The organism is Cupriavidus sp. 22TCCZM04-2, from assembly GCF_057798895.1.
Window position 1 is genome coordinate 347,248 of sequence record NZ_JBYOJS010000001.1, and the last position, 25,555, is coordinate 372,802.

At 66.4% G+C, this 25,555-nt stretch carries 24 protein-coding genes and 1 tRNA gene; 12 read left to right on the forward strand and 13 right to left on the reverse strand.

Annotated elements, in window-relative coordinates; genetic code table 11:
• Positions 1-17: 17 nt before the first annotated feature.
• Both AC3FKG_RS01575 and AC3FKG_RS01580 read left to right on the forward strand, forming a co-directional pair.
• Positions 18-1,118, forward strand: coding sequence for a YjgN family protein (locus AC3FKG_RS01575; protein ID WP_483709069.1), 1,101 nt, complete (start codon positions 18-20; stop codon positions 1,116-1,118).
• Positions 1,119-1,166: 48 nt separating this feature from the next.
• On the forward strand, positions 1,167-2,210 hold the full coding sequence (locus AC3FKG_RS01580; protein ID WP_483711531.1) for a M48 family metallopeptidase: 1,044 nt from the start codon (positions 1,167-1,169) through the stop codon (positions 2,208-2,210).
• A gap of 18 nt (positions 2,211-2,228) precedes the next feature.
• On the opposite strand, the gene lgt is transcribed toward AC3FKG_RS01580, so the two are convergent.
• Both lgt and AC3FKG_RS01590 read right to left on the reverse strand, forming a co-directional pair.
• The gene (gene lgt, locus AC3FKG_RS01585) at positions 2,229-3,059 is read right to left on the reverse strand and encodes a prolipoprotein diacylglyceryl transferase (RefSeq protein ID WP_483709071.1); all 831 of its coding nucleotides are present in this window, start codon (positions 3,057-3,059) and stop codon (positions 2,229-2,231) included.
• Positions 3,060-3,076: 17 nt separating this feature from the next.
• On the reverse strand, positions 3,077-4,024 hold the full coding sequence (locus AC3FKG_RS01590; protein WP_488742259.1) for a LysR family transcriptional regulator: 948 nt from the start codon (positions 4,022-4,024) through the stop codon (positions 3,077-3,079).
• 153 nt (positions 4,025-4,177) lie between these two features.
• On the opposite strand from AC3FKG_RS01590, the gene ilvD reads away from it, so the two are divergent.
• On the forward strand, positions 4,178-5,851 hold the full coding sequence (gene ilvD, locus AC3FKG_RS01595; RefSeq protein ID WP_483709074.1) for a dihydroxy-acid dehydratase: 1,674 nt from the start codon (positions 4,178-4,180) through the stop codon (positions 5,849-5,851).
• A gap of 328 nt (positions 5,852-6,179) precedes the next feature.
• Here the strand turns inward: ilvD and AC3FKG_RS01600 are convergent, their stop codons facing one another.
• The 3 genes from AC3FKG_RS01600 to AC3FKG_RS01610 are packed head-to-tail and all read right to left on the reverse strand — an operon-like array spanning position 6,180 to position 8,696.
• Entirely contained in the window at positions 6,180-6,710 is a 531-nt protein-coding gene (locus AC3FKG_RS01600; RefSeq protein WP_488742260.1) for a hypothetical protein, read from the reverse strand.
• Positions 6,707-7,141, reverse strand: coding sequence for a DNA polymerase III subunit chi (locus tag AC3FKG_RS01605; protein WP_483709076.1), 435 nt, complete (start codon positions 7,139-7,141; stop codon positions 6,707-6,709). Before AC3FKG_RS01605 ends, AC3FKG_RS01600 begins: the two co-directional genes overlap by 4 nt.
• Before the next feature lie 22 nt (positions 7,142-7,163).
• Entirely contained in the window at positions 7,164-8,696 is a 1,533-nt protein-coding gene (locus AC3FKG_RS01610) for a leucyl aminopeptidase (RefSeq protein WP_488742261.1), read from the reverse strand.
• Between the two features lie 165 nt (positions 8,697-8,861).
• Here AC3FKG_RS01610 and lptF point away from each other — a divergent pair, with 165 nt between their 5' ends.
• Genes lptF through AC3FKG_RS01625 form a run of 3 tightly spaced genes read left to right on the forward strand, consistent with a single transcriptional unit; the run spans position 8,862 to position 11,561 of the window.
• A complete protein-coding gene (gene lptF / locus AC3FKG_RS01615) occupies positions 8,862-9,983 on the forward strand; it encodes an LPS export ABC transporter permease LptF (RefSeq protein ID WP_483709078.1) in 1,122 nt (373 codons plus the stop codon).
• Positions 9,980-11,134 carry an LPS export ABC transporter permease LptG gene (lptG, locus tag AC3FKG_RS01620; RefSeq protein ID WP_483709079.1) on the forward strand — a complete coding sequence of 385 codons (1,155 nt, stop codon included), beginning with the start codon at positions 9,980-9,982 and terminating at the stop codon, positions 11,132-11,134. The genes lptF and lptG overlap by 4 nt, the downstream gene beginning before the upstream one ends.
• 13 nt (positions 11,135-11,147) lie before the next feature.
• A complete protein-coding gene (locus AC3FKG_RS01625; protein WP_483709081.1) occupies positions 11,148-11,561 on the forward strand; it encodes a sirohydrochlorin chelatase in 414 nt (137 codons plus the stop codon).
• A gap of 47 nt (positions 11,562-11,608) precedes the next feature.
• Here the strand turns inward: AC3FKG_RS01625 and cobA are convergent, their stop codons facing one another.
• From cobA to AC3FKG_RS01660, 7 genes are read right to left on the reverse strand one after another with little or no spacing between them, the layout of a single operon-like run.
• The gene (gene cobA / locus AC3FKG_RS01630) at positions 11,609-12,412 is read right to left on the reverse strand and encodes a uroporphyrinogen-III C-methyltransferase (protein ID WP_483709082.1); all 804 of its coding nucleotides are present in this window, start codon (positions 12,410-12,412) and stop codon (positions 11,609-11,611) included.
• A 39-nt stretch (positions 12,413-12,451) separates the two neighbouring features.
• Positions 12,452-13,756: a sulfate adenylyltransferase subunit 1 gene (locus AC3FKG_RS01635; protein WP_488742262.1), complete on the reverse strand. Its 1,305-nt coding sequence runs from the start codon at positions 13,754-13,756 to the stop codon at positions 12,452-12,454.
• Positions 13,757-13,780: 24 nt separating this feature from the next.
• A complete protein-coding gene (cysD, locus tag AC3FKG_RS01640; RefSeq protein ID WP_483709084.1) occupies positions 13,781-14,746 on the reverse strand; it encodes a sulfate adenylyltransferase subunit CysD in 966 nt (321 codons plus the stop codon).
• A gap of 17 nt (positions 14,747-14,763) precedes the next feature.
• Positions 14,764-15,567: a phosphoadenylyl-sulfate reductase gene (locus AC3FKG_RS01645; protein WP_483709086.1), complete on the reverse strand. Its 804-nt coding sequence runs from the start codon at positions 15,565-15,567 to the stop codon at positions 14,764-14,766.
• On the reverse strand, positions 15,564-16,139 hold the full coding sequence (locus AC3FKG_RS01650) for a DUF934 domain-containing protein (RefSeq protein WP_483709087.1): 576 nt from the start codon (positions 16,137-16,139) through the stop codon (positions 15,564-15,566). The genes AC3FKG_RS01645 and AC3FKG_RS01650 overlap by 4 nt, the downstream gene beginning before the upstream one ends.
• A gap of 17 nt (positions 16,140-16,156) precedes the next feature.
• Positions 16,157-17,839 carry a nitrite/sulfite reductase gene (locus AC3FKG_RS01655; RefSeq protein ID WP_483709089.1) on the reverse strand — a complete coding sequence of 561 codons (1,683 nt, stop codon included), beginning with the start codon at positions 17,837-17,839 and terminating at the stop codon, positions 16,157-16,159.
• A 28-nt stretch (positions 17,840-17,867) separates the two neighbouring features.
• Complete coding sequence (locus AC3FKG_RS01660) at positions 17,868-18,641, reverse strand: sulfite exporter TauE/SafE family protein (RefSeq protein ID WP_483709090.1); 774 nt, start codon at positions 18,639-18,641, stop codon at positions 17,868-17,870.
• A gap of 165 nt (positions 18,642-18,806) precedes the next feature.
• Here AC3FKG_RS01660 and AC3FKG_RS01665 point away from each other — a divergent pair, with 165 nt between their 5' ends.
• The 4 genes from AC3FKG_RS01665 to AC3FKG_RS01680 all read left to right on the forward strand — a co-directional run bounded on the left by AC3FKG_RS01665 (position 18,807) and on the right by AC3FKG_RS01680 (position 23,185).
• Positions 18,807-19,748, forward strand: coding sequence for a CysB family HTH-type transcriptional regulator (locus tag AC3FKG_RS01665; protein ID WP_483709091.1), 942 nt, complete (start codon positions 18,807-18,809; stop codon positions 19,746-19,748).
• An 88-nt stretch (positions 19,749-19,836) separates the two neighbouring features.
• Positions 19,837-20,982: a methyltransferase gene (locus AC3FKG_RS01670; RefSeq protein WP_488742263.1), complete on the forward strand. Its 1,146-nt coding sequence runs from the start codon at positions 19,837-19,839 to the stop codon at positions 20,980-20,982.
• A gap of 88 nt (positions 20,983-21,070) precedes the next feature.
• The gene (locus AC3FKG_RS01675) at positions 21,071-22,243 is read left to right on the forward strand and encodes an ABC transporter substrate-binding protein (RefSeq protein WP_488742264.1); all 1,173 of its coding nucleotides are present in this window, start codon (positions 21,071-21,073) and stop codon (positions 22,241-22,243) included.
• A 51-nt stretch (positions 22,244-22,294) separates the two neighbouring features.
• The gene (locus AC3FKG_RS01680) at positions 22,295-23,185 is read left to right on the forward strand and encodes an NAD(P)-dependent oxidoreductase (RefSeq protein WP_488742265.1); all 891 of its coding nucleotides are present in this window, start codon (positions 22,295-22,297) and stop codon (positions 23,183-23,185) included.
• A gap of 9 nt (positions 23,186-23,194) precedes the next feature.
• On the opposite strand, the gene AC3FKG_RS01685 is transcribed toward AC3FKG_RS01680, so the two are convergent.
• On the reverse strand, positions 23,195-24,100 hold the full coding sequence (locus AC3FKG_RS01685; protein WP_483709096.1) for an alpha/beta hydrolase: 906 nt from the start codon (positions 24,098-24,100) through the stop codon (positions 23,195-23,197).
• Positions 24,101-24,305: 205 nt separating this feature from the next.
• Between AC3FKG_RS01685 and AC3FKG_RS01690 the strand changes: the two genes are divergently transcribed.
• Together AC3FKG_RS01690 and AC3FKG_RS01695 are read left to right on the forward strand one after the other, a co-directional pair.
• A tRNA-Leu gene (locus AC3FKG_RS01690) sits at positions 24,306-24,390 on the forward strand.
• 235 nt (positions 24,391-24,625) lie between these two features.
• On the forward strand, positions 24,626-25,411 hold the full coding sequence (locus AC3FKG_RS01695; RefSeq protein ID WP_483709098.1) for a class I SAM-dependent methyltransferase: 786 nt from the start codon (positions 24,626-24,628) through the stop codon (positions 25,409-25,411).
• Positions 25,412-25,555: the final 144 nt, after the last annotated feature.

A 25,555-nucleotide genomic window follows, 5' to 3' on the forward strand; every position in this document is an offset into this window, starting at 1 on the left:
CGAGGGGAATTCCGACCATGCAAACCGGCGACACCAGCGCAGTCCCCGCTTTCCCGGAAACGCAAGACCGCGCCCGGCCACCCTCGACGTCCGCGGTCGAGACCAGCGTCTTGCGGCTCGCTTTCACCGGCACAGGATCGGAATATTTCCGGATCTGGATCGTCAACACCCTGCTGACCATCGTCACGTTCGGCATCTACTCCGCGTGGGCCAAGGTCCGCACGTTGCAGTACTTCTATCGCAACACCAGCCTGGACGGGGCGACGTTCGATTACCACGGCAAGCCGACGGCCATCCTCAAGGGTCGCGCCATCGTGTTCGTGCTGGCACTCGCGTTTCAGCTGGCCGGCAAGGTGTCGCCGCTGCTGGCCGTCCTGCTGGCCCTGGCGCTGGCCGCGGTGTTCCCGCTGCTGCTGGTCCGGTCGCTGCGCTTCCGCATGGCGAACACGAGCTATCGCGGCCTGCGCTTCGCCTTCACTGGCGGCGACGCCGAAGCGTACAAGGTGTTCGTGCTGTGGCCGTTGCTGACGGTGTTCACGCTTGGCGCGCTGGCACCGCTGGCGCATCAGCGCCTGAAGCACTACCAGCACAACCACACGCGCTTCGGCACCGCGCCATTCGCCTTCAGCGCGGTTTCCGGGGATTTCTACAGCGTCTACCTGCGTGGCTGCGGGCTAACAGTTCTGGTGCTGATTGTTGCCGCCCTCGGCGCCGCCGGGCTCGCCGCAGCGGCGCGCGGGAACGAAGCCGCCTCGATGCTTGCGGGCCTGGTCGGAGCACTCGGGATCTACGCCTCGTTCCTGGCTATCGGGCCCTACTTCACCGCGCGGCTGCAGAACGTGGTGTGGAACCACACCACCCTGGCCCCGCACGGCTTGCGCAGCGAGGTGAAGGCAAGCCGTCTGTTCTATATTTTCCTGACCAACATGGTTGCCATCACACTGACCCTGGGCCTGTTCCTGCCGTTTGCCCGGGTCAGGTCCGCACGCTACCGCGTGGAACGCGTGTCGCTGCTGGCGCGCGCGCCGCTGGACGCCTTCGTTGCAGGGCAGGCCGAGAGCGTAGGTGCGCTCGGTGATGCCGCGGCGGACTGGTACGACATCGACATCGCGCTGTGAGCCCGCGCGCAGCAGATGCCGAAATGATTCACCCATGACATGGCGCCGATGATTCCCGTCACCTACTTCGATGGCCGCTCTTCCCGGGCGCACCCGGCCACGCTGGCCGTGGACGCCGGGCAGGCCGTGCTGCGCGATGCCAATGGCGCGGAACTGCGGCGCGCGGCGCTGTCGTCGCTGCGCGTATCGGAGCGGGTCCGGCGCGCGCCGCGCCTGGTCACGTTCGCGGACGGCGCCTTCTGCCAGGTCAGCGACCACAACGGGTTCGACCGGCTGCTTGCCGAAACGGGACATCGGGAAGGCTGGGTGGTCAGGGCGCAGAACAGCTGGCGCATGGCGGGCATGGCCGTGGCGGCGCTGGTTGCCGTGCTCGTGCTGGGCTATTACGTCGTGCTGCCGTGGGGCTCGTCGCAGATCGCACGCGCCGTACCGCCCGCGCTCGAGGCGCAGCTCGGGCGCGCCACGCTGGCCAGCCTGGACAACGGCGTGGTAGAGCCCACGCGCCTGCCCGCCGCGGAACAGGCGCGCATCCGCGCGGGCTTTGCCGGGCTGAAGCGGCCCGACGATCCGGGCCATGACTACCAGATCGTGTTCCGCCGCGGCGGGCGCCTGGGCGCCAATGCGCTGGCCCTGCCCGGCGGCATCATCGTGGTCACGGACGAACTGGCAGGGCTGGCGGGGACCGGCGCCGGCATGCTCGGGGTGCTCGCACACGAGGCCGGCCATGTGGCACAACGCCACGGCCTGCAGCAGGTCATCCAGGCATCTGCGGTCGGCGCGCTGGCGGCCTACATGTTCGGCGACTATTCCTCGGTGCTGGCGGGCGTGCCCGCCGCGATGCTGACGTTGCGCTATTCGCGCGAGCATGAACGCGAGGCGGATGCCTATGCCATCGAGATCATGCTGCGCAACCGGCTGCCGCCGTCAGCGCTCGCCGATGTCCTGATTGCGCTGGAGAACCAGAACCGTGGCGCGCGGAAGGACGCGGCCGCGCCCGCCGGCAAGGCGGAAGCACCCGAGAGGGATGATTTTCTTTCCACGCATCCGCACACGCGCGAACGGATCGAGGCATTGCGCGCGGCAGGCACCTGACTGCGCGCGGACGCCCTGTCAGGCGCCCGTTCCCGCCGCGGGCTGTTCCTCTGCGGGGCGCGGCTGGCGGCGATACGCCCACACCACCATGCCGATCCCGATCAGGATCATCGGCAGGCTCAGCCACTGGCCCATGGACAAGTGCAGCGCCAGCAGGCCCAGGAAATTGTCCGGCTCGCGCGCGAACTCGACGGCGAAACGGAAGGCGCCATAGCCGATCAGGAACACGCCCGACACCGCGCCCATCGGCCGCGGCTTGCGTGCGAACAGCCACAGGATGATGAACAGCGCCACGCCCTCGCCGGCGAACTGGTAGAGCTGCGACGGATGGCGCGGAATGTTGTCGCCTGCCTGCGGGAAGATCATGCCCCACGGCAGGTCGGTGGGCCGGCCCCACAGCTCGCCGTTGATGAAATTGCCGATGCGGCCGGCGGCCAGCCCGCACGGGATCATCGGCGCGATGAAGTCGGTCACCTCCAGCCAATGGCGCTCGCGCAGCCGCGCGAACAGCCACATGGCGACCAGCACGCCGAGAAAGCCGCCGTGGAAGGCCATGCCGCCTTCCCACACCTTGAAGATCTCCAGCGGATGCGACAGGTAGTACGACGGCTTGTAGAACAGCACATAGCCGAGCCGGCCGCCCAGTATCACGCCCAGCACGCCGAAGAACAGCATGTCATCGAGATCGCGCGCCACCCAGCCCTTGGCTGTCATATGCGGCTGGTGGATGCGCAGGCGCCCGAACCACAGGAACATGATGAACCCGGCCAGGTACATGAGCCCGTACCAGCGGATGGCAAGCGGGCCGAGATGGATGGCGACCGGATCGAATTGGGGATGAATCAGCATGGTGAGGTGGGTGGAAGTTATAAAGGCCCGGCAGCCACGGAACCCACTGGTCCCGCGAAGGCCAGCCCGCTCGCGATGTCGATCAGGGAACGCAGCGCCGGCGCGACGCCGGCGGCGCCCTCGCGCCAGACCAGGCCGGTCTCGATCTGCGGCCCGGCCTCGCGCAACGCGAGGTACGACACGCCGGTGCGGCGAAGGTTGCAGAGCGAGGCCGGCACCAGCGCCACCCCCATGCCCGCAGACACCAGGCTCACGATGGTCTGCATCTGGATGGCTTCCTGCGCGATCACTGGCGACAAGCCGTCGCGCGCATAGTAGCCCGTAATGATGTCATAAAACACCGGCGCGCTTCGTCGCGGGAAGATGATCAGCGGTTCCCGCGCGGCGTCGCGCAGCGAAACCTTGCCGTCGGACGATGCGGCGCCGTGCGCGGGCCGCCAGCCATCCGGCACGGCGAGTACCAGCGGTTCGCTGACCAGCGGCAGGTAGGACAGGCCGTGCGGCATGGCGGGCCATTGCGGGCGGATGATCAGCCCGGCGTCGATGCTGCCGTCGATCAGTGCCTCCAGTTGGATATCGCTGGTGGCCTCGCGCAACTGCAGCTGGACTTCCGGATGCTGTGCGCGGAAATGCCGCAGCAGCTCGGGCAGGATGCCGTAGTCGGCCGTGCTGACGAATGCCAGCGCCAGCGAGCCGATCTCCCCCCGCGCGAACCGCTGGGCGAGCGCTGGCAGCGCCGCCGCATCCGCCAGCACGCGCCGCACCTCGGGCAGCCATTGCTGCCCGGCGGGCGTCAGCATGACCGAACGGCGCGTGCGCGCGAACAGCTGCACGCCGATTTCCTCTTCCAGCGACTGGATCTGCTGCGAAAGCGGCGGCTGCGTCATGGCCAGCCGCGTGGCCGCGCGTCCGAAATGCAACTCTTCCGCCACCGTGACGAAGTACCGCAGCTGGCGCAGGTCCAATGCCGCTCCTGATATGTTTTTCGACTCAATAACGGTCAAATAATATATTTGACACGCCAAAACGCAAGTCGCATTCTTTCGGCACAACATTGCCCTGCCTTGCGCCCGTGCGGCGTGCTGGCGGCCGAGAGACATCCCCCGGAGACCCCCACCATGGCATTCAACAAGCGCTCCAAGAACATCACGCAAGGCGTGGCCCGTTCCCCGAACCGCTCGATGTACTACGCCCTCGGCTACCAGAAGGAGGACTTCGACAAGCCGATGGTCGGCATCGCCAACGGTCATTCGACGATCACGCCGTGCAACGCGGGGTTGCAGCGCCTTGCCGATGCCGCGATCGACGCCGTGAAGGCCGCCGGGGCCAATCCGCAGGTGTTCGGCACGCCGACCATCTCCGATGGCATGTCGATGGGCACCGAGGGCATGAAGTACTCGCTGATCTCGCGCGAGGTCATTGCCGACTGCATCGAGACCGCCGCGCAGGGGCAGTGGATGGATGGCGTGGTCGTGATCGGCGGCTGCGACAAGAACATGCCGGGCGGCATGATGGCGATGGCGCGCACCAATGTGCCCAGCATCTACGTTTATGGCGGCACCATCCGGCCGGGCAACTGGAAAGGCAAGGACCTGACGATCGTCTCGTCGTTCGAGGCCGTGGGCGAATTCACTGCCGGCCGCATGAGCGAGGAAGACTTCGAGGGCGTGGAAAAGAACGCCTGCCCGTCCACGGGTTCCTGCGGTGGCATGTACACGGCCAACACGATGAGTTCGTCGTTCGAGGCGCTCGGCATGTCGCTGCTGTACTCGTCGACCATGGCCAACCCTGACCAGGAGAAAGTCGACAGCGCGGCGGAATCGGCGCGCGTGCTGGTCGAGGCCGTCAAGCGGGACATCAAGCCGCGCGACATCATCACGCGCAAGTCGATCGAGAATGCGGTCAGCCTGATCATGGCGACCGGGGGTTCGACCAATGCCGTGCTGCATTACCTGGCCATTGCGCACTCCGCCGAAGTCGAATGGACCATCGACGATTTCGAGCGCATCCGCCGCAAGGTGCCGGTGATCTGCAACCTGAAGCCATCGGGCCAGTATGTGGCCACCGACCTGCACAAGGCCGGCGGCATCCCGCAGGTGATGAAGATCCTGCTGAAGGCCGGGCTGCTGCATGGCGACTGCCTGACCATCACCGGCCGCACGCTGGCCGAGGAACTGGAGCACGTGCCAGACCAGCCGCGTGCAGACCAGGACGTGATCATGCCGATCGAGAAGGCGCTATACGCCGAAGGCCACCTGGCCATCCTGAAGGGCAACCTGGCCGAGGAAGGTGCTGTCGCAAAGATCACGGGCCTGAAGAACCCCGTCATCACCGGCCCGGCGCGCGTGTTTGAAGACGAGCAGAGCGCCATGGACGCGATCCTGGCCGACAAGATCAACGCCGGCGACGTGCTGGTGCTGCGCTACCTGGGTCCCAAGGGCGGGCCGGGCATGCCGGAAATGCTGGCGCCGACCTCCGCCATCATCGGCAAGGGGCTGGGCGAATCCGTGGGCTTTATTACGGATGGCCGCTTCTCCGGTGGTACGTGGGGCATGGTGGTTGGCCACGTAGCGCCTGAAGCGTATGTGGGCGGGACGATCGCGCTGGTACAGGAAGGGGATTCGATCACGATTGACGCACACAAGCTGGTATTGCAGGTCAATGTGTCGGATGAAGAATTGGCGAGGCGCCGGGCCGAATGGAAACAGCCCGCGCCGCGCTATACGCGTGGAGTCCTGGCGAAGTTTTCGCGGCTGGCGTCAACCGCGAGCAAGGGGGCGGTGACCGATTGAGCGGACGGTTGCGCGAAGCGTCGCGGCTGCCGAGCCGCGCGCAGCGCAGCCGCAGGCGATGATGCGAAAGCGCCAGCAGGGCCGGGCCACGGACAGTTTCGGGGCTCGTTCAATCATTGTCCGAGAGCCTGCAGACGGACGCGCTCCACGCGGCAGGCAGCGTGGAAGACTATGAAGCCAATACCCGTACGAAGTTCTGCGCACGCTACGATCAATATTCGCCCGCTAGGGTAAGCGACGCGTTTTTTGCTTACTTTTTGTCGCCCGGACAAGAAGTGACTCGCCGGCTACGCCGGCGAAACAGCGGCGCCTGCCCGGGACGCCATCCTCACAACCCACCCGGATCCCGCTCAATCTCTTCCAGCGTCGCATCCAGCCACTCGACCAGCCGAGCCTCGAGCGCCTGGGTCAGTTCAGCCGCGAGCTGCGCGGTCAGTGGCGCCAGCCGCGCGCGCAGCGTGGCCTCGGTATGCGCCTCCACCACCTGCGGCCACTCCGTGCGAAAGCGCATCATGACGCGTGTCAGCAATTCGGAACGCATGGCGCGCAGATCATCCTCGCCGGGCGCATCCGACAAATAGCGCCCCGACACAGCGATGGCTTCAGGATCGGTCACCGGCAACGCGGTATCGCCGTCTTCCACCTCATCCATCAAAACCGGTATCGCCAGCGCATCCGGCTCGCCCGTGTCGCCCACATACGTGACCACGCCCGACTCGGCCATGCCGGCCGTATCGATGACACCGTCCTCGGATAGCGCCGTGGCGGCATCCGGAAACTCCACCACTTCGGTCAGCAGCGGAATGCTGTCGTTGGGCCCGAGCCGCGGGATCACCCGCGAGGTCGTGCGTTCGCTCATGCGGAATCTCCCTTGGGCTGGCCGAGGTCGTGGTGCGTCAGCGGATAACCGCGTTCACGATAGAAACGGTAGCGCTCGCGCCCTGCCTCGCGGTCTTCGGCGCCGGCACCCACGACTTCGATCAGGCGTTCAAAACTGGCGAACTGCGCCGGTGCCTGCGAGTCCAGGTTGATCAGCAGCTGATGGTGCGGCAGGCCTTCCAGCTGCGCGGCCAGCACGATCGGCGTGACGGCCGCATTGGGACTGTCCACGCCGCAGTGCGGCAGGAAGTCCAGCGGCGAGAAGGTCCACAGCCGCGCGTCGAGTTCCGCGAGCTGCGGCGGCTGGCCGTGTACCACCACCTTCTGGCCAGCGCCATATGCCTTGCGGACCAGCCGGCAGACATAGCCCAGCTTGTCCGGCACGTTGCTGTGGAAATCGATGCGCGTCATGACTGCCTGCCCCTTGCGCCCGTCAGGCGGCGCGATCCATCAGGAACTGGGCCAGCAGCGGCACCGGGCGCCCGGTGGCACCCTTGGCCGCCCCACTCTTCCACGCCGTGCCGGCGATGTCCAGGTGGGCCCAGTCGTACTTTTCGGTGAAGCGCGCCAGGAAGCAGGCGGCGGTCACGCTGCCGGCCGGGCGGCCGCCGATATTCGCCATGTCGGCGAAGTTCGACTTGAGCTGGTCCTGGTACTCGTCGTCCAGCGGCATGCGCCAGGCCGTGTCCATGGACTTGCGGCCGGCCTGCAGCAGCTGGTCGGCGAGCAGGTCGCTACGGGCGTAGAGGCCGCTGTTGATGTGGCCCAGCGCGATGATGCAGGCGCCGGTCAGCGTGGCCACGTCTACCACCGCGGCCGGCTTGAAGCGCTCGACGTAGGTCAGCGCATCGCACAGGATCAGGCGGCCTTCGGCGTCGGTGTTCAGGATCTCGATGGTCTGTCCCGACATGCTGGTCACCACGTCGCCGGGCTTGGTCGCGATCCCGCTGGGCATGTTCTCGCAGGTGGGCACGACGGCAATCACGTTGAGCTTCAGGCCCATCTCGGCCACGGCCTGCAGCGTGCCCAGCACCGAGGCCGCACCGCACATGTCGTACTTCATTTCGTCCATGCCCTCGCCCGGCTTGAGCGAGATGCCGCCGGTATCGAAGGTGATGCCCTTGCCCACCAGCACCACGGGCGCCTGCTTGGCGCCCGCGCCGTCATAGCGCAGCACGATGAACTGCGGCGGCTCGACGCTGCCCTTGGTCACGGCCAGGAACGAGCCCATGTTCAGCGCTTCCATCTGCTTGCGGCCGAGCACTTCCACCTTGAGCTTGTGGCGCTTGGCAATGGCCCGCGCCGTGTTGGCCAGGTAGGTCGGGGTGCAGATATTGGACGGCAGGTTGCCCAGGTCGCGGGTCAGTTCCATGCCGTTGGCAATGGCCGTGCCACGCACCACGGCCTGGGTCGCGGCCTTGGCATCGTTGGCGTCCACGGCCAGCACCACCTTGCGCAGCGCCGGCTTGTCGGGCGCGCCCGGCTTGCCGTTGGCGCGCTTCAGGCCCGGGTGACGCTCCAGCAGGCGGTAGCCCGCGTCGCGCACCAGCGTGATCGTCGTGATGACGGCCCAGCCGATGTCGCGCTGCTGCGGCGGCTGCTGCGACAGGCACCACAGCGCCGACGTCGCGCGCGTGGCCGACAAGGCACGCACGGCCGTGCGCACGGATTCGGCAAACGCCTTGTCGCTGAAGTCCGCTTCCTTGCCGAGGCCGACCAGCAGCACGCGGGCCGCGCCCACGCCGGCCACTTCGTGCAGCGTAAGCTGCGTGCCGCGCTTGCCTTCGAAGTCGCCCTGCTTCAGCAAGCGTGCGACCAAGCCCTTGGTGGCCACGTCAAGGGCCTTGGCGACCCCCGCCAGGTTCTGCCCTTCGAACACGCCGACCACCAGGCAGTCGGTCTTGGTCGCCAGGAAACCATTTTGGCCGGCTTTGCTCCAATCCAGGGCTTTTGTGCTAAATTCCATCGCGCTTCCTTCTAGGGGCTTGTAGTCACGAAAGCCCCCATTATCCGCGATTTTTATCCGCGACCTGCCGCTGCCGATCCGCCCCGCCGCCAGCCCGCTGTCCTGCGAGGCACTTGACACACGGCACATCGCCCGCGCCGGCCGGCAGCCCGGAACCGACACCGCATGATCCTTCAACAAGCCCTGCGACGCGAGCTCGCCTACACCGCCGGCGCGGTGTTCCTGGTGATGCTGACCTTCATGCTCACGTCGCTTGTGATCCGTATCCTGGGCCTGGCCGCCAACGGCAAGGCCAGTCCCAACGACGTGCTGATCCTGATCGGCCTGGCCACGATCGGCTACCTGTCCATCCTGCTCTCGGCCACGCTTTTCATCTCGACCCTGATCGTGCTCACGCGCTGGTACAAGGACTCCGAGATGGTGGTGTGGTTCTCGGCCGGCATCTCGCTGCGCGACCTGGTCAAGCCGGTGCTGCAGTTCGCGGCGCCGTTCATCCTGCTGTCGCTGTTGCTCGGCGTGTTCGCGTGGCCGTGGGCCAACCAGCAGAGCGCACTGTTCCGCGACCGCTTCGAGCAGCGCGGTGTGCTGTCGATGATTGCCGCGGGGCGCTTCATCGAACCGTCCAACGGCAACTACGTGCTGTTCATCGAAGGCATCGACGCCAACATGCAGTACGCGCGCAACGTCTTTGTCGCCAATGCCGAGGCCGGCAAGGTCGGGGTCGCGCTGGCCCACCAGGGCAAGTTCGAGACCATGCCCAACGGCGACCGCCTGGTGGTCATGGAGAATGGCCGCCGCTATGCCGGCACGCCGGGCCAGATCGACTACCGCATCGTCGAGTTCGAGCGCTATGCCGTCAAGGTGGACAATAAGCCACCTGAAAACCAGAACTCGGTGCCGCCCAAAAGCCGTGACACCATCGACCTGTTGCGCAATCCCACACGCGAGAACCTGGGCGAGCTGCTCTGGCGCATTTCTCTGCCGATCCTTGCCTTCAATTTCGTGATGATCGCCATCCCGCTGGCGTACGTGAACCCGCGGCTCGGCCGCTACACGCCGCTGGTGTTCGCGGTGCTGATCTACCTGACCTACAGCAACATGATCAACCTGGCCCAGTCCTGGGTGCGTTCCGGCTCGGTCCCGTTCTGGCTGGCCTGGTGGCCGATCCACCTGGTGGTGTTCCTGGCCGCGCTGGTGATGTTCCGTTACCGGCAGAACCGCAGCCTGGGCGGCTGGCGCGCCGTGTTCGGGCATCGGCCCGCGCCCGCCAAGGGGGGCACGGCATGAGGGTGCTGCGCGTCTATGAGCGCTACTTTGCGCGCCAGGTCTATGGGGTGTTCATCTTCATCCTGTTCGCGGTGCTGTCGCTGTTCGTGTTCTTCGATTTGCTCAACGAACTGGAGAGCGTTGCCGGCAAGTACACCTCGCTGATCGCGTTCTTCCACGTCCTGCTGCAGGCGCCGACGCGGGTCTACGAGGTGCTGCCGATCGCGGTGCTGATCAGCGCGATCTACGTCTTCTCGCAACTGGCCAGCCAGTCGGAGTTCACGATTTTCCGGGTGGCGGGTCTGAATACGCGGCAGGCGCTGTTCTCGCTGTTCAAGCTGGCGGTACCACTGGCCCTCATCACCTTCATCTTCGGCGAGTTCATCGGCCCCCGGGCCGAGCAGTTCGCGCAGAAGGTCAAGCTGGAAGCCATCGGTGCCACGGTATCGTCGGACTTCCGTTCCGGCGTCTGGGTCAAGGACCGCGACAAGGATCCGAAGGGCGATGGCGAGATCACGCGCTTCGTCAACGTGGCCGGGCTGCGGCCGGACCAGACCATCACCGGCATCACGGTCTATGAGTTCGATGCCCAGTACCGCCTGCGCGTCATCCGGGTGGTGAAGGAAGGCCGGTACCAGGGCGCCCAGTCGTGGCTGCTGAGCGATGTCAACGAGACCCGCTTCTCGGAACTGGGCAAGCCGGCCAACGCGCCGGGCGACGGGCTCGCACCGGAGTTCCGCGCCGAGCAGGTCAAGTTCCCCAGCATCACCATGCACTCGGAGCTGACGCCGCAGATCCTGTCCGTGCTGCTGGTCACGCCCGAACGCATGTCGACGCTGGACCTGTTCCGCTATATCCGGCACCTGCGCGACAACAAGCAGGACACGCAGCGCTACGAGATCGCCTTCTGGAAGAAAGTGGTCTACCCGCTGACCCTGTTCGTCATGATGGCCCTCGCCCTGCCCTTCGCCTACCTGCACGCGCGTGCGGGCGCGGTCGGCGTGAAGGTGTTCGGCGGGATCATGCTGGGGCTGTCGTTCCACCTGTCGAATACGCTGTTTTCGCACGTGGGCTTGCTGCATACCTGGCCACCGATCCTTTCGGCGCTGGTGCCCGGAACGCTGTACCTGCTGTTCGCGCTGACAGCGCTGCGCTGGGTGGATCGTCACTGACACAAGGATCGTGATGCCTCCAACCACAGCCACGCCCAGCCGCCAGGCCCTCGTGTTGTTCGCACACGGGGCGCGCGACGCGCGCTGGCGTGAGCCGTTCGATCGGCTGGCGCAGAAGCTCGGCGGGGTTCTGCCGGGCACGCCGGTGCGGCTTGCTTTCCTGGAGTTGATGTCGCCGCAGTTGCAGGAGGCCCTTGGTGAGCTCGCAGCCGCTGGCATCGACGAGATCACCGTGGTGCCAGTGTTCTTTGGCCAGGGTGGCCACCTGCGGCGCGACCTGCCCGCGCTGATCGATACCTGCCGGCAGCAATATCCTGCCTTGTCGATTCGCTGTGCGCCCGCAGTGGGCGAGGATGACAGTGTCCTCGATGCGATTGCCGCGTACTGCGTGGCATCGCTGGCGCCGGCCGCAACTGGCGGCGCATGAAAAAACCGGGCAGTTGCCCGGTTTTTCTTTCGTACGGCTACGCGGCCTCAGGCCGCTTTCGCCGCAACAGGCTCCGCCTGATCCAGCACCGGCTCGGTCGCCCGCGCCGCCAGCGCCTCACCGATCATCAGCAGGCTCGGTTGCGCCGGGTCGATCCAGCCGGCAGCCTCGCCCGCCGCCATCTGTCGCAGCGTGAACGCATGGCTGCGCTGGCGCGGGGTACTGACCGACTCCACCACCCATGCCGGCGTCGATGGCGCCTTTCCGTGCGCAATCAGTTGCGCAGCAATGGCCGCAGCCTGGTCGCGGCCCATGTAATAGACCAGCGTATCGGCCCGTACATCGGCCTCGATATCGGCCGCCGCAGCTGGCACTTCCGTGCCGTCCGCGGCCTTGGCCTGCGTGGCAAACGCAACGCTGCGCGACACGCCACGCTTGGTCAGCGGCTTGGCGATGGCCGATGCGGCCGCCAGCGCAGCGGTAATTCCGGGCACCACCTCATACTCGATGCCCGCGGCTTCCAGCGCCTGCAGCTCTTCGTCGGCACGGCCGAACAGCATCGGGTCGCCGCCCTTCAGGCGCACCACGCGTTCGAACTTGGTGGCCATGTCGACGATCTGGCGGTTGATGAACAGCTGCGCCGTCGAACGCTTGCCGCAGCGCTTGCCCACTTCCACCAGCTTCGCTTGCGGACACCAGGCCAGCATCTCCGGCGATACCAATGCGTCATGCAGCACGACCTGGGCTTCGCCCAACAACCGTGCACCACGCACCGTAATGAGATCCGCCGCCCCGGGACCTGCCCCGATCAGGTAGACCTTGCCGGTCGCTTTGCCTGCCTTGCTCATCATCTGCCCCTTGCGCTTGCGATTGACTATGTGCCGTAACGCTCAGGAGTATGCACGGATCATGCCCGCGGCCACCGTGTGATTGGTCGCCTCGTCGATCAGCACGAAGGCGCCGGTCGCCGGGTTGTCACCGTAGGTATCGCACACGATCGGCTTCTGCAGCGAGAGCTGCACCGAGCCAATATCGTTCAGGCGGATATCGTGGCGGCCGGTCTCGTGCGACAGCGTGTGGACGTCCAGCACGCGATCCACAGCCGACACACGTGCGAACACGCTGGCCGTGGTGTGCTTGAGCACGTACTTGCGCGACGGGTTCAGCGATTCGTCGTCGAACCAGCACAGGTCGGCCTGCAGCTTCTTGGCGGAGGCCGCGGTCGCGTCGGCGGCGACGAACATGTCACCACGCGATACATCGACGTCCTCGGCCAGGCGCACCGTCACGGTATCGCCGGCACTGGCGGAATCGGCGGCGCCGTTCGGCGTCAGCACTTCGGCCACCACGGCGTCGCGGTTGGCCGGCAGCACGCGCAGCTTCTGGCCCACGCGCACGGTGCCTGCCTCGACACGGCCGGCGTAGCCACGGAAGTCGTCCGACTGCGAGCCGTCCTGGCGGATCACCAGCTGCACCGGGAAGCGCAGCGTGGTGTCGCCCTCCGGCGCAGCCTCTTCCACCGGCAGTTCTTCAAGCAGCGGCAGCAGCGACTCGCCCTGGTACCACGGCATGGCGTCGCTGGCGTGCACGATGTTGTCGCCGCGCAGCGCCGACACCGGCACGTAGCGCACATCCTTCAGGCCGAGCTGTTCGGCCAGTTCGGCGTAGGCCGTGCGAATCTCGTTGAAGCGCTGCTCGCTGTAGTCGACCAGGTCCATCTTGTTGACGGCCACGATCACGTGCTGCAGTTCCAGCAGCTTCAGGATGGCCGAATGGCGCTTGGTCTGCGCCAGCAGTTCGGCGCGGCCGTCCTTGACCGTCACACGGGTGGCATCCACCAGCACGATGGCCGCATGCGCGGTCGAGGCACCCGTGACCATGTTGCGCGTGTACTGCTCGTGGCCCGGCGTATCGGCGATGATGAACTTGCGGCGCGCGGTCGAGAAATAGCGGTACGCCACATCGATCGTGATGCCCTGCTCCCGCTCGGCTTCGAGGCCGTCGGTCAGCAGCGAGAAGTCGATCTGCTCGCCGGCGGTGCGCTTGTTCTTGGCGTTGGCCAGCGCGGTCAACTGGTCGGACAGCACGGCCTTGCTGTCGAACAGCAGGCGGCCGATCAGCGTGCTCTTGCCGTCGTCGACGGAACCCGCGGTGATGAAACGCAGCAGGCCCTGGTGGGTAGATTGGTGAGTCATGTCTGAATCCTTGGCTGCGTCGGCTTAGAAATAGCCTTCCTTCTTGCGGCGTTCCATCGACGCCTCGCTGGTCTGGTCGTCCATGCGCGTGGCGCCGCGCTCGGTGATCTCGGTCACGGCCGTTTCGGCGATGATCGCTTCCGGCGAATCCGCCGTGCTGGCCACCGGGCAGGTGCAGCTGATGTCGCCCACGGTGCGAAAGCGCACCGACAGCACTTCGCTGACGTCGCCGTCCTGCTTCGGCGTGATCGGCGTCACCGGCACCAGCAGGCCGTTCTTGCGTACCACTTCGCGCTGGTGCGTGTAGTAGATCGGCGGCAGCGCCAGCTTTTCGCGGGCGATGTACTGCCACACGTCCAGCTCGGTCCAGTTCGAGATCGGGAACACGCGCATCTGCTCGCCCTGCGCCATGCGCGCGTTGTAGAGGCTCCACAGCTCGGGGCGCTGGGCCTTCGGGTCCCACTGGCCGAACTCGTCGCGGAACGAGAAGATGCGCTCCTTGGCGCGGGCCTTCTCTTCGTCGCGGCGGGCGCCGCCCATCAGCGCGTCGAACTGGTGCTCGGCGATGGTTTCCAGCAGCGTCACGGCTTGCGCCGCGTTGCGCGAATCGGTGTCCTTGCGCAGGCGCACGGTGCCGCGCTTGATCGAATCTTCCACGTGGCCCACCACCAGGCGCGCGCCGAGTTCGGCCACGCGCTGGTCACGGAAGGTGATCACTTCCGGGTAGTTGTGGCCGGTATCGATGTGCACCAGCGGGAACGGCAGCTCGATCTTGCGCTCACCGAGGCGGAAGGCCTTCAGCGCCAGGTGCAGCATGACGATCGAGTCCTTGCCGCCCGAGAACAGCAGCGCCGGGTTGCGGCACTCGGCCACCACCTCGCGGATGATGTAGATCGACTCGGCCTCCAGGCGGTCGAGGTGGTCGTTCTGTACCTGCAGCAGGTGCGCCACGCTGCTGGCGGCGCTTGCGATGTCGTTCATGATGCCCATGTCGTTCGGCCCCAATCTCAATGCTTGATGTTCTGTTCGTGGAGCCCGCACTCTTTCGAGTCCTTGCTCTCCCACCACCAGCGCCCGGCGCGTACGTCTTCACCGGCGCGCACCGCGCGGGTACAGGGTTCGCAGCCGATGCTGGGGTAGCCCTTGGCATGCAGCGCGTTGACCGGTACGTTGTGGCGCTTCAGGTATGCCCACACCTCGGCCTCGGTCCAGTCCGCGAGCGGATTGAACTTGGGGATGCCGCGGGCTTCGTCCATTTCCTCGAACGGCAGCTCGGCGCGCGTGACGGCCTGCTCTCGGCGCTGGCCGGTCATCCAGGCGTCCGCGTGCGACAGCGCGCGGTTGAGCGGCTCCACCTTGCGGATGCCGCAGCAATCCTTGCGCAGTTCTACGCTGTCGTAGAAAGCGTTCAAGCCGTGCCTCTTGAGGTAGTTTTCCACTGCCTCGGCATCCGGCGTGTATTGCTCGATGGTGTAGCCATAGTGACCGGTCACCTGGTCCAGCACAGCCAGCGTCTCCGCGTGCAGGCGGCCGGTGTTCAGCGTGAACACGCGGATGCCCGCGCGCACGGCCTGCGTGCCGCGCAGGATCGCGTCGGTCAGCACCATGTCCTCGGCGGCGAGGCTGGTGGCGAAGCGCGCGCGGAAGAAACGTGCGGCAATGCCGGACAGGCGGCTCGCCAGCTCGCGCTCCTTCTCTTCCAGCGCGGCCACGCTGCCCGTGTACTCGGGCATGGTCCACAGCGCGGGACGCAGCGCCGACGCCGGCGCACCGGCATCCACCACCGCGATGTCGCTCAATGCAGCGCTCATGCCGATTCCCTTGCGCCAACTTCGGCACGTGCACGGCGGAACAGCGGCAGCGGCTCGTCGACCGAAGCCTGGTACGCCACGGTGAACTCGGTGAAGCCCTTGATGGCGTCGTCGATGTTCTTGTCGGCGCGCACCGCGAAGGTGTCGAAGCCGCAGCGCTTCATGAAATTCAGCTGGTCGCGCAGCACGTCGCCGATGGCGCGCAGCTGGCCCTTCCACTGGTAGCGCGTGCGCAGCAGGTAAGCCGTGGAGAAACCGCGGCCATCGCGGAACACCGGGAAATCCACCGCCACCACGGCCACGCCGTCGAACAGCGACTGGGCATCGCCCGGCTCGTCTTCGGGGGCCAGCCACACGCCGGTACGCTCGCGCGCGCGGCCGGCCAGCAGGTCTTGATGCGACTTCCACACCGTCAGCGGGAACAGGACGGCGTCCTGGCCCTGCACGGCTGCGGTGATCTGCTCTTCGGTCAGCGGCTGCCCTTCGGCGCCGCGCAGCACGGTCCAGCTGTCTTCGACGATAACCGGGGTGACCGCGTCGGCGGTACGTTGCAGTTGAATGATCTTTGCCATGTGTCTTTCTCCGGTCCTCAGGCTTCGGCGCGCTCGCGCGGCTGCTTGTCGGCGTAGACGCGCTCCTTGAACGGGGCGACGCCGATCCGGTTCACGGTCTCGATGAAACGTTCGTCTTCGATGCGGTTGGCCACGAAGGTCTCGATGATGCGCGAGACCACGTCCGGCATTTCCTCGGCGCTGAACGACGGGCCGATGACCTTGCCGATCGCGGCGTCGTTGCCCTGGGCGCCACCCAGCGTGACCTGGTACCACTCGGAACCATCCTTGTCGACGCCTAGGATGCCGATATTGCCGACATGGTGGTGGCCGCAGGCGTTGATGCAGCCCGAGATATTCAGCGACACTTCGCCCAGGTCATGGACGAAGTCCAGGTTGTCGAAACGCTCCTGGATGGCCAGCGCGATCGGGATCGACTTGGCATTCGCCAGCGAGCAGAAGTCGCCGCCCGGGCAGGCGATGATGTCGGTCAGCAGGCCGATGTTGGCGGTGGCCAGGCCAGCCTTCTTCGCGAGCTGCCACAAGTCGTACAGGTCGTGCTTCTTCACGTCCGGCAGCACCAGGTTCTGCTCGTGCGCGACGCGCAGCTCGCCGAAGCCGAAGCGGTCGGCCAGGTCGGCCACGGCTTCCATCTGCTCGGCGGTAGCGTCGCCCGGAGGCGAGACCGGACCCGGCTTGGTCGACAGCGTCACGGCGGCGTAGCCCGGTACCTTGTGGCCATGCACGCTGCGGCTCACCCAGCGGGCGAAGGCCTTCTCTTCGAGCAGGTGCTTCTCGTACGAAGCATCGGTGTCGGCCAGCTTCTCATAGGCCGGCGGCGCGAAGTATTGCGCCACGCGGTCGAACTCGTCCTGCGTGAGCGTGCCGGGACCGTCCTTGCTGAACTGCCATTCCTCTTCGACTTCCTGCGCGAACTTCTCGGCGCCGATGGCCTTGACCAGGATCTTGATGCGCGCCTTGTACTTGTTGTCGCGGCGGCCATAGCGGTTGTACACGCGGATGGCGGACTCGACGTAGGTCAGCATGTGCTGCCACGGCAGGTCGTCCTTGATGATCGTGCCGAGGATCGGGGTGCGGCCCAGGCCGCCACCGGCCAGCACGCGGATGCGGGTCTCGCCGGCGTCGTTCTTGTAGACGTAGATGCCGATGTCATGCATCTGCACCACGGCGCGGTCGTCCTTCGAGGCCGAGATCGCGATCTTGAACTTGCGCGGCAGGAACGCGAATTCCGGCTGGAACGTGCTCCACTGGCGCAGCAACTCGGCCAGCACGCGCGGGTCCACCGACTCGTCCGGCGCGACGCCGGCGAAGTGGTCGGTGGTGATATTGCGCACGCAGTTGCCCGAGGTCTGGATGCCGTGCATCTCGACGCTGGCGAGTTCGGCCAGCACGTCGGGCACGCGCTCGAGTTCCATCCAGTTGTACTGGATGTTCTGGCGCGTCGAGAAGTGGCCATAGCCGCGGTCGTACTCGCGCGCGATATGGGCCAGCTTGCGCAGCTGCTTCGAGGCCAGCAGTCCGTACGGAATCGCCACGCGCAGCATGTAGGCATGGCGCTGCATGTACAGGCCGTTCTGCAGGCGCAGCGGCAGGAATTCTTCTTCGGTCAGTTCATCCGACAGGCGGCGGCGCACCTGGTCACGGAACTGGGCAACACGCTCGTTGACGATGCGCTGGTCATATTGGTCGTACTGATACATGGCGGGGTCCGTTCAGTATTCGTGGGATTCAGGAGACGAGCTTGATGGCGACCAGGGTCAGCGTGGTGGCCAGGGCCGCGCGCACCAGGCGCTCGGGCAGCGCGCGGGAGAGCTGAGCACCCAGCCAGATGCCGGGGATCGAGCCCACCAGCAGCGCCAGCAGCAGATTCCAGTCGACGGTGCCAAGCCACACATGGCCCAGCCCGGCCAGCGCCGTCAGCGGGACGGCGTAGGCGATATCGGTGCCGGCCACTTCGGCCGGCTTCATATGGGGATACAGCAGCAGGATCAGCGTGGCGCCAACCGCGCCGGCACCGATCGACGACACCGTGACCAGCACGCCGATCACGGCGCCGACCACGACGGTGGCAATCACTTGCGCACGGCCCTGGAGCTGGAAGCGCGGATTGCGCGCCAGCCAGGCCAGCATCTGCTTGCGGAACAGCAGCGACAGCACGGTCAGCAGCACCGACACGCCGATCGTCAGGCGAATCGCGTGCAGCCACTGCCCATGGAGTTCGCCGGCGCTCTTCAGGACGAGGATGGCGGCCACCGCGGCCGGCAGGCTGCCCAGGCACAGGCGGCGCACGACCTGCCACTGCACATGCCCGTGCGCACGGTGCGCCAGCGTGCCGAAGCCCTTGGTGATGGAGGCGAAGGCCAGGTCCGTGCCGACTGCCGTGGCCGGCGAGAAGCCAAACAGCAGCGTCAGCAGTGGCGTCATGAGCGAGCCCCCGCCCACCCCGGTCAGACCGACGAGGACGCCTACCAGCAAACCGGAAACGGTATAGGCAAGGGACATTGAGAGGCTCTTGTGGGCCATTCCGTCTTGCCCGCGCCACTTTCAGGGTGGCGGCTGCGGGCGCAATGCGGGCTGGCCATTCATTAACAAAGTTCGAGAATCGTAATAAACTGGCCTCATACCTCAAACTAATAAGAAGTTGTTTGTTTATACGATCGAAGTTATATGAACCTGCACCAGTTTCGCTTTGTGCGTGAAGCGGTACGCCAGAACTACAACCTGACGGAAGCCGCAAAAGCGCTCTACACATCACAACCGGGTGTGTCCAAGGCCATCATCGAGCTGGAAGAAGAGCTGGGCGTCGATATCTTCACGCGCCATGGCAAGCGCATCCGCAGCCTGACCGAACCGGGGCGGCGCATCCTCAACTCGGTGGAGAAGATCCTGCAGGAAGTGGAAAGCCTGAAGCGCGTGGGCATGGACTATGCCGCGCAGGACCAGGGCAACTTCACCATTGCCACCACTCACACGCAGGCGCGCTACGCCTTGCCGCGGGTCATCAGCGAGTTCACCAAGCGCTACCCGAAGGTCCGGCTGTCGATCCAGCAGGGCAACCCGGCGCAGATCGCCGACATGCTGCTCCATGACCAGGCGGACATCGGCATTGCGACGGAAGGCATCTCCAGCGAAAAGACCTTGGTCTCCCTGCCGGGCCACCAGTGGCAACATGTGGTCATTACGCCACCCGATCATCCGTTGCTCGAAAAGAAGCACCTGGCGCTGGAAGACCTGAAGGGCTACCCGCTGATCACTTACGATCCGAACTTTGCCGGCCGGCCGAAGATCGACAAGGCCTTCGCGCTACGCCACCTGGAGCCCGACATCGTCCTGGAGGCCATCGATGCGGACGTGATCAAGACTTATGTGGAAGTCGGGCTCGGCGTCGGCATTGTGGCCGGCCTGGCCTACGATGCAGAGCGCGATCGCAACCTGCGCGGCATTCCGGCCGGCCACCTGTTCGGCACCAATGTGACGCACCTGGCCGTCAAGCAGGGCGCCTACCTGCGCAGCTTCGTCTATACCTTCATCGAACTGTTCTCGCCGACGCTGAACCGCAAGCTGGTGGAGCAAGCCATGTCGGGCGAGCACGAGGTCTACGAACTCTGAGGCCGCGGCTCCCGCCCATCCCCATTTGTATGCAGGACACCTTTATGCACGTTTTCCTGGCACAACCGTGCCGACCGGAGGCCCGCCCGTGAGCGAATTGCCGCAAATCCATTGGACCGAGGACGGCGCCGAACGCAGCGCGCAGTGGCGCTCCGAAGCCGGCCTGCCGCCGCCGCGCCGCGTGGTGGTGGCCGATGACACCACCTCCGCCGATACCGCATACCGCCTGGCGTGCGAAGGCACCGCGCTGCTATGGCGCGGCGACTTCCAGAATGCCCGCCAGATGCTGCAGGCCATGGCCCGCCGCACCGAGCGCAAGCCGAAGAAAAAGAGCCGGCCCGGACACAAGCATGCGTCCGAGTCGCCGACCGAAGCCTTCCACCAGCACCGGCTGGCACAGTCCCAGCGTGCGCGCACGCTGGCCATGCTGCTGCTGCCGTTCGACGCCGGCCATACGGTGCCGCTGCGCCGCGCGCCGGATGTCGCGCAGGCTTGCGAGCAGGTCTATGGCAACGCCGGCGAACCCTACGTCGCGTCGATGCGCGAGCTGCTCGGCATGATCGGCGCCTACGAATGGCGCCGCAAAGGCGTGGAGATTCCCGCGCTGGGCGCGCGCATCCACCCGTGGTACGGCGTGTTCTCGCCGGTGCGCGGCGAGTACGTGGACCTCGTCGCCAATGCGCCGCTGCCGTCGAAGGCGCTGGCGTTCGACATCGGCGCGGGCACTGGCGTGCTGTCGGCCGTGCTGGCCCGGCGCGGCGTCAAGCGCGTGGTGGCGACGGACCAGGACCCGCGTGCGCTCGCCTGCGCGCGCGAAAATCTTGAACAGCTTGGCGTGGCTGGGCAGGTCGAGGTGCTCGAAGCCGACCTGTTCCCCGCGGGCCGTGCGCCACTGGTCGTCTGCAACCCGCCGTGGGTGCCGGCACGACCGAGTTCGCCCGTGGAGCGCGCCGTCTACGACCCCGACAGCGTCATGCTCCGTGGCTTCCTGGACGGCCTGGCGGCCCACCTGGAGCCTGGCGGCGAGGGCTGGCTGCTGCTGTCCGACCTGGCCGAGCACCTCGGCCTGCGTTCGCGCGAGCAACTGCTCGGCTGGATCGAAGCGGCCGGCCTGCAAGTGCTGGGCCGCACGGATATCCGTCCGCGCCACCCGCGCGCAACGGACGCGGCCGACGCACTCCATGCGGCGCGCTCGGCGGAAGTGACGTCGCTGTGGCGGCTGGGGGCGCGGTAAGCTTGCCCCCTTTGGTTGCTCCCCTCTCCCGCTGCGTGGCAGAGGGGAGCAACCCTCAAAAAGAAAAACACACACCAGGAGGAGAACCATGCCCAACCTGCTGCGCCGTGCGCTTGTCATCGCCTGCGCCTCCGCTACCACCTTGATCGCCAACAGCGCCCAGGCCGACATCCGCGTCGGCATTGACGTATCGACCACTGGCCCGGCGGCGTCGATTGGCATTCCGTCCAAGAACACCGTGCTGATGTGGCCCCAGACGCTGGGCGGGCAAAAGGCTCACTACGTGCTGCTCGACGACGGCTCGGACCCGGCCGCCGCGGTGCGCAACGTGCGCAAGCTGATCTCCGAGGAAAAGGTCGACGTCATCGTCGGCCCCAACATCACGCCTAACGCGATTGCCGCGCTGGATGCCATCGCCGAGAACGAAACGCCCATGGTGGCGCTGGCCGCCTCCGCCGCGATCATCGAGCCGCTGACCGATGCGCGCCGGCGCTGGGCCTTCAAGATGCCGCAGAACGACTCGCACATGGCCACGGTGCTGACCGAGTACATGAGCAACCATGGCGTGAAGACAGTCGGCTTCATCGGCTTTTCCGACACCTACGGCGAAAGCTGGTGGCGCGAGTTCTCGCGCCTGGCGGAGGTGCGCAAGCTGAAAGTGGTCGGCAATGAACGCTTTGGCCGCAACGACACCTCCGTGACCGGGCAGGTGCTCAAGCTGATGTCGGCCAATCCGGACGCCATCCTGATCGCCGGCTCGGGCACGCCCGCGGTGCTGCCGCAGAAGACGCTGGCCGAGCGCGGCTACAAGGGCAAGATCTACCAGACCCATGGCATCGCGACGTGGGATTTCCTGCGCGTCGGCGGCAAGGACGTGGAAGGCACGCTGTTCCCCACCGGCCCCGTCGTGGTCGCGCGCCAGTTGCCGGCCAGCCACCCGGTGCGCAAGGTGGCGCTCGACTTCGTCACGCGCTATGAAGCGAAGTACGGCGCCGACAGCGTGACCCAGTTCGCCGGCGACGCCTGGGGCGCGTGGCAGCTGCTCGACGATGCCTCGCGGCGCGCTCTGAAGACCGGCGCGCAGCCGGGCACGCGTGAATTCCGCAACGCCTTGCGCAACGCCATTGAAACCACCTCGAACCTCACCATTCCCAACGGCGTGATGAACATGAATGCGAAAGACCACCAGGGCTTCGACCAGCGTTCGCGCGTGATGGGAACCGTCCGCAACGGCAAGTTCGCCTACGCGGGCGACGAGTAAGCACCTGTAGCGATTGCGACCGGCACGGCCGCACTGAAAGGGAAACACCGCATGACCACCGCCAATCCACAATCCTCCGCGCGCACCGTCGCGTTTATCGGCCTGGGCGCCATGGGTTCGCACATGACCCGCCACCTCTTGGCCGCAGGCCATTCGGTGCGCGCCTTCGTGCGCCGCCCGGAAGCCGCCGAGGCTGCGCGCGCGCTTGGCGCCGAGCCGTACTTTACGCCCGCCGAAGCCGCACGCGGCACCAGCGTGGTGTTCACCAACGTCACCTCGTCCGAGGACGTGCGCGAGGTGCTGCTCGGCGAGAACGGCGTGATCCACGGCGCTGCTCCCGGCACGGTCTGCATCGACCACAGCACCATCTCGCCCATCGTCACGCGTGAAATCGCCGCCGCACTGTCCGCAGGCGGCATCGACATGCTGGACTGCCCCGTATCGGGCGGCACGGTCGGGGCCGAGGCCGCGACGCTGACCATCATGGTCGGCGGCAAGCCCGAAGTGCTGGAAGGCGTGCGCCCGCTGCTGGCGCTGCTCGGCAAGACCATCACCCACATCGGCGACCACGGTGCCGGCCAGGTGGCCAAGCTGTGCAACCAGATCGCGCAGGTGGTCAATATCGAAGGCATCGCCGAGGCCATGCGCTTTGCGTCCGCGCAGCAGGTCGATACCGCACGCGTGTTCGAGGCCATGTCCACCGGCCTGGCCGGCAGCCGCATGCTCGACATGATGGGGCCGAAGATGGTCGCGCACGACTTCGCCGCCGGCATCGAGGCACGGCTGCATGACAAGGACTTCGGGCTCGCGCGCAACATCGCCGAGGAAATCGGCCTGAAGCTGCCGGCCATGGAAGCCACCTCGGGCCAGCTCCAGACGCTCATGGAAAAGGGCTGGGGCAAGGACGATACCTCGTCCCTGCTGCGCGTGCTCGAAGGTTGAGCGCGCCGGCTACGTCCTGGCGCCCGTCAGCGTCAGGACAGCCCGCAGCAGCGTGCTGTCGGGATTGGCCAGGTCATCCATCACGTTGAAATGGTGGCGGCCCGGCAGCGGCACATCCTGCGCAGCATTGGCCGGCCACGCGGCGCGGATCAACGCGTTCTGGCGGTGGTACTCGGCGGCTTCCAGTTCGCCCACGGCCGTCACCAGCGGCGCATGCGTCGCGGGCGGCATGAACGCCGGCGACAGGCGCGCGACGTCGGCCTCGGACAGGCGCAGGTCGCGCTGCAGGAACTCGGCGCGGCGCAGCGGCTCCAGGTCGTACAGGCCGCTGACCGACAGGCCGCCCTTGACCAGGTCGTCCGGCAGGTCGGGACCGACCTGCGGCCACAGCGCCGCCATCAGCATGGCCACCAGGTGGCCGCCAACCGAATGGCCGGCCACGAAGATGCGCGCAGGGTCATGGCCCAGGCGCGATGATTGCCGGTACAGCCACGCCACGCTGCCCACCACCTGGCGCACGATCGCCGGGACCGCCACGGACGGGCACAGGGAATAGTTCACGACCGCCACCGATACGCCCAGCCGCGGCAGCTCGCTGGCCACGAAACTGTGGTCGCGCTTGTCCAGCGCGCGGAAATAGCCGCCATGCACGAATACCAGCAGCGGCGGGTTCTCGCCGGCGCCCGGGAAGTAGTCCAGCCGCTCGTCCTGCGCGTGGACCGAACCGGGTGCGGCATAGCTCAGATCCTCCTGGTAGCCGCCGCGCGCGCGCACCTGCGCCGACAGCGTCGCCCAGCGCGCCATGTGCTCGGCGTTGTCGGGCACGCGCGCACGGTTGTTGTATTCTCGCTCGTAGTAGGCCGGGTCCTGGGAAGGCAACCGGGCCAGGCTGGCCAGGGACGATTGTGCGGGCATGGCGGGCTCGGCGTGCATGGGAAAGCGCCATCGTAGCCCCGGCCCGGCACGCGCGGATATCCGGGCCAATACCACTGAATATTGCGACGGCACCCGCCACATCAACGCCCGCCGGCGCCGCTGAGCGCACCCGCAGGTTGTCGAAAGGGGCGATTTGCGGCATAATTCGCGGCTCAACGCGGTGCCGGCTCCGGCGCCCGCACCTGCCCGGGTGGTGAAACAGGTAGACGCAGGGGACTCAAAATCCCCCGCCGCAAGGCGTGTCGGTTCGAGTCCGACCCCGGGCACCATCAATACCGATCAAACCTTTGATTGACAAAGGATTTCCGGATCGGTGCTCCCCTGTCCCTGGCATTGCCGCGAACGCACCGGCGTACGCTTGCATTGCTGCGCGCACGACCCAAAAGATCCAGTCGTTCTGAGGCCTTCCGCACAAAGGTCATCAACCTTTGGGATGAAGCTGGCTGTGGTTGTTACTAAGCTCAAACATCCGAGCCAGTCCCTACAGCCCAGACAGGAGGCAACATGACTACGGCAGCCACACCCGCACGTTCCGTACTGGCGCAACGCGTCAAACAAACGCTGAAGCCATTCATGCCGTCGTGGGTGCTGAAGTTCCACCGCGACCGAAACATACGCAGGCAAACGGCGCTGTATGAAGGCAAGCCCCTTGGGGAAGTTTTCACCCACGTGTACCAGACCGGTGGCTGGGGCGTGGCGGAGGACCAGTCCGGGTTCTACAGCGGCAGCAGTTCCCATGACCCCAAGATTGTCGAACCCTATGTAAAGGCGGTGACCGAGTACCTGGGCGCGTTGTCGCAGCCGGCCGTCGTCGACCTCGGCTGTGGCGACTTCAACGTCGGCAAGCGGATTCGCGCCGTTTGCGGGCGCTACGTCGGCTGCGACGTCGTGGACGCGGCGATCCAGTCGAACCGGACAAGGTTCGCCGATCTCGACGTGGACTTTCGCTGCGTCGACATCACGACCGATCCGCTGCCTGCGGGCGACATCGTGTTCCTGCGCCAGGTGCTCGACCACCTGGACAATGCGCGCATCGCCACCGTGCTGTCGAAACTCGGGCCATACAAGGTGCTGATCCTGACCGAGTACCTGCCGCAGAGCGCGAACTTCACGCCTAACGTCGACAAGGCAATCGGCTCGCACCTGCGCCTGTTCGGGGCGCAACCAAGCGGGCTCGTGCTGACCGCGCCTCCGTTCAACCTGAAGGTACGGTCCGCGCGGATTCTCTGCGAGGTGGCCGATAGCGGTGGTGTCATCCGCACCATCGCCTACGAACTGCCGCAAAACTGAGGCGTCGGGAGCCGTCCCCGCAATGTGCGCGAAACGGCCCGAGGCCCGCTGAAAAAACGCTCCACGTCACAGGACGCGCGCGCTGGCGCGCGTCCTTGTCGGACAAACTCCACTGGCGCATTCGCTCCCGGTTTTCCTATGCTA

What these genes read in the sequence shown, in the direction of transcription:
- lgt (WP_483709071.1), bottom strand. Translation starts at nt 3,059, where the DNA reads ATGCTGATTCATCCCCAATTCGATCCGGTCGCCATCCATCTCGGCCCG.
- cysD (WP_483709084.1), bottom strand. Translation starts at nt 14,746, where the DNA reads ATGGGCATCATGAACGACATCGCAAGCGCCGCCAGCAGCGTGGCGCAC.
- lptF (WP_483709078.1), top strand. Translation starts at nt 8,862, where the DNA reads ATGATCCTTCAACAAGCCCTGCGACGCGAGCTCGCCTACACCGCCGGC.
- AC3FKG_RS01655 (WP_483709089.1), bottom strand. Translation starts at nt 17,839, where the DNA reads ATGTATCAGTACGACCAATATGACCAGCGCATCGTCAACGAGCGTGTT.
- AC3FKG_RS01675 (WP_488742264.1), top strand. Translation starts at nt 21,071, where the DNA reads ATGCCCAACCTGCTGCGCCGTGCGCTTGTCATCGCCTGCGCCTCCGCT.
- AC3FKG_RS01635 (WP_488742262.1), bottom strand. Translation starts at nt 13,756, where the DNA reads ATGACTCACCAATCTACCCACCAGGGCCTGCTGCGTTTCATCACCGCG.
- cobA (WP_483709082.1), bottom strand. Translation starts at nt 12,412, where the DNA reads ATGATGAGCAAGGCAGGCAAAGCGACCGGCAAGGTCTACCTGATCGGG.
- AC3FKG_RS01680 (WP_488742265.1), top strand. Translation starts at nt 22,295, where the DNA reads ATGACCACCGCCAATCCACAATCCTCCGCGCGCACCGTCGCGTTTATC.
- AC3FKG_RS01580 (WP_483711531.1), top strand. Translation starts at nt 1,167, where the DNA reads ATGATTCCCGTCACCTACTTCGATGGCCGCTCTTCCCGGGCGCACCCG.
- ilvD (WP_483709074.1), top strand. Translation starts at nt 4,178, where the DNA reads ATGGCATTCAACAAGCGCTCCAAGAACATCACGCAAGGCGTGGCCCGT.
- AC3FKG_RS01605 (WP_483709076.1), bottom strand. Translation starts at nt 7,141, where the DNA reads ATGACGCGCATCGATTTCCACAGCAACGTGCCGGACAAGCTGGGCTAT.
- AC3FKG_RS01645 (WP_483709086.1), bottom strand. Translation starts at nt 15,567, where the DNA reads ATGAGCGCTGCATTGAGCGACATCGCGGTGGTGGATGCCGGTGCGCCG.
- AC3FKG_RS01575 (WP_483709069.1), top strand. Translation starts at nt 18, where the DNA reads ATGCAAACCGGCGACACCAGCGCAGTCCCCGCTTTCCCGGAAACGCAA.
- AC3FKG_RS01685 (WP_483709096.1), bottom strand. Translation starts at nt 24,100, where the DNA reads ATGCCCGCACAATCGTCCCTGGCCAGCCTGGCCCGGTTGCCTTCCCAG.
- AC3FKG_RS01660 (WP_483709090.1), bottom strand. Translation starts at nt 18,641, where the DNA reads ATGTCCCTTGCCTATACCGTTTCCGGTTTGCTGGTAGGCGTCCTCGTC.
- AC3FKG_RS01600 (WP_488742260.1), bottom strand. Translation starts at nt 6,710, where the DNA reads ATGAGCGAACGCACGACCTCGCGGGTGATCCCGCGGCTCGGGCCCAAC.
- AC3FKG_RS01625 (WP_483709081.1), top strand. Translation starts at nt 11,148, where the DNA reads ATGCCTCCAACCACAGCCACGCCCAGCCGCCAGGCCCTCGTGTTGTTC.
- AC3FKG_RS01610 (WP_488742261.1), bottom strand. Translation starts at nt 8,696, where the DNA reads ATGGAATTTAGCACAAAAGCCCTGGATTGGAGCAAAGCCGGCCAAAAT.
- AC3FKG_RS01695 (WP_483709098.1), top strand. Translation starts at nt 24,626, where the DNA reads ATGACTACGGCAGCCACACCCGCACGTTCCGTACTGGCGCAACGCGTC.
- lptG (WP_483709079.1), top strand. Translation starts at nt 9,980, where the DNA reads ATGAGGGTGCTGCGCGTCTATGAGCGCTACTTTGCGCGCCAGGTCTAT.
- AC3FKG_RS01650 (WP_483709087.1), bottom strand. Translation starts at nt 16,139, where the DNA reads ATGGCAAAGATCATTCAACTGCAACGTACCGCCGACGCGGTCACCCCG.
- AC3FKG_RS01665 (WP_483709091.1), top strand. Translation starts at nt 18,807, where the DNA reads ATGAACCTGCACCAGTTTCGCTTTGTGCGTGAAGCGGTACGCCAGAAC.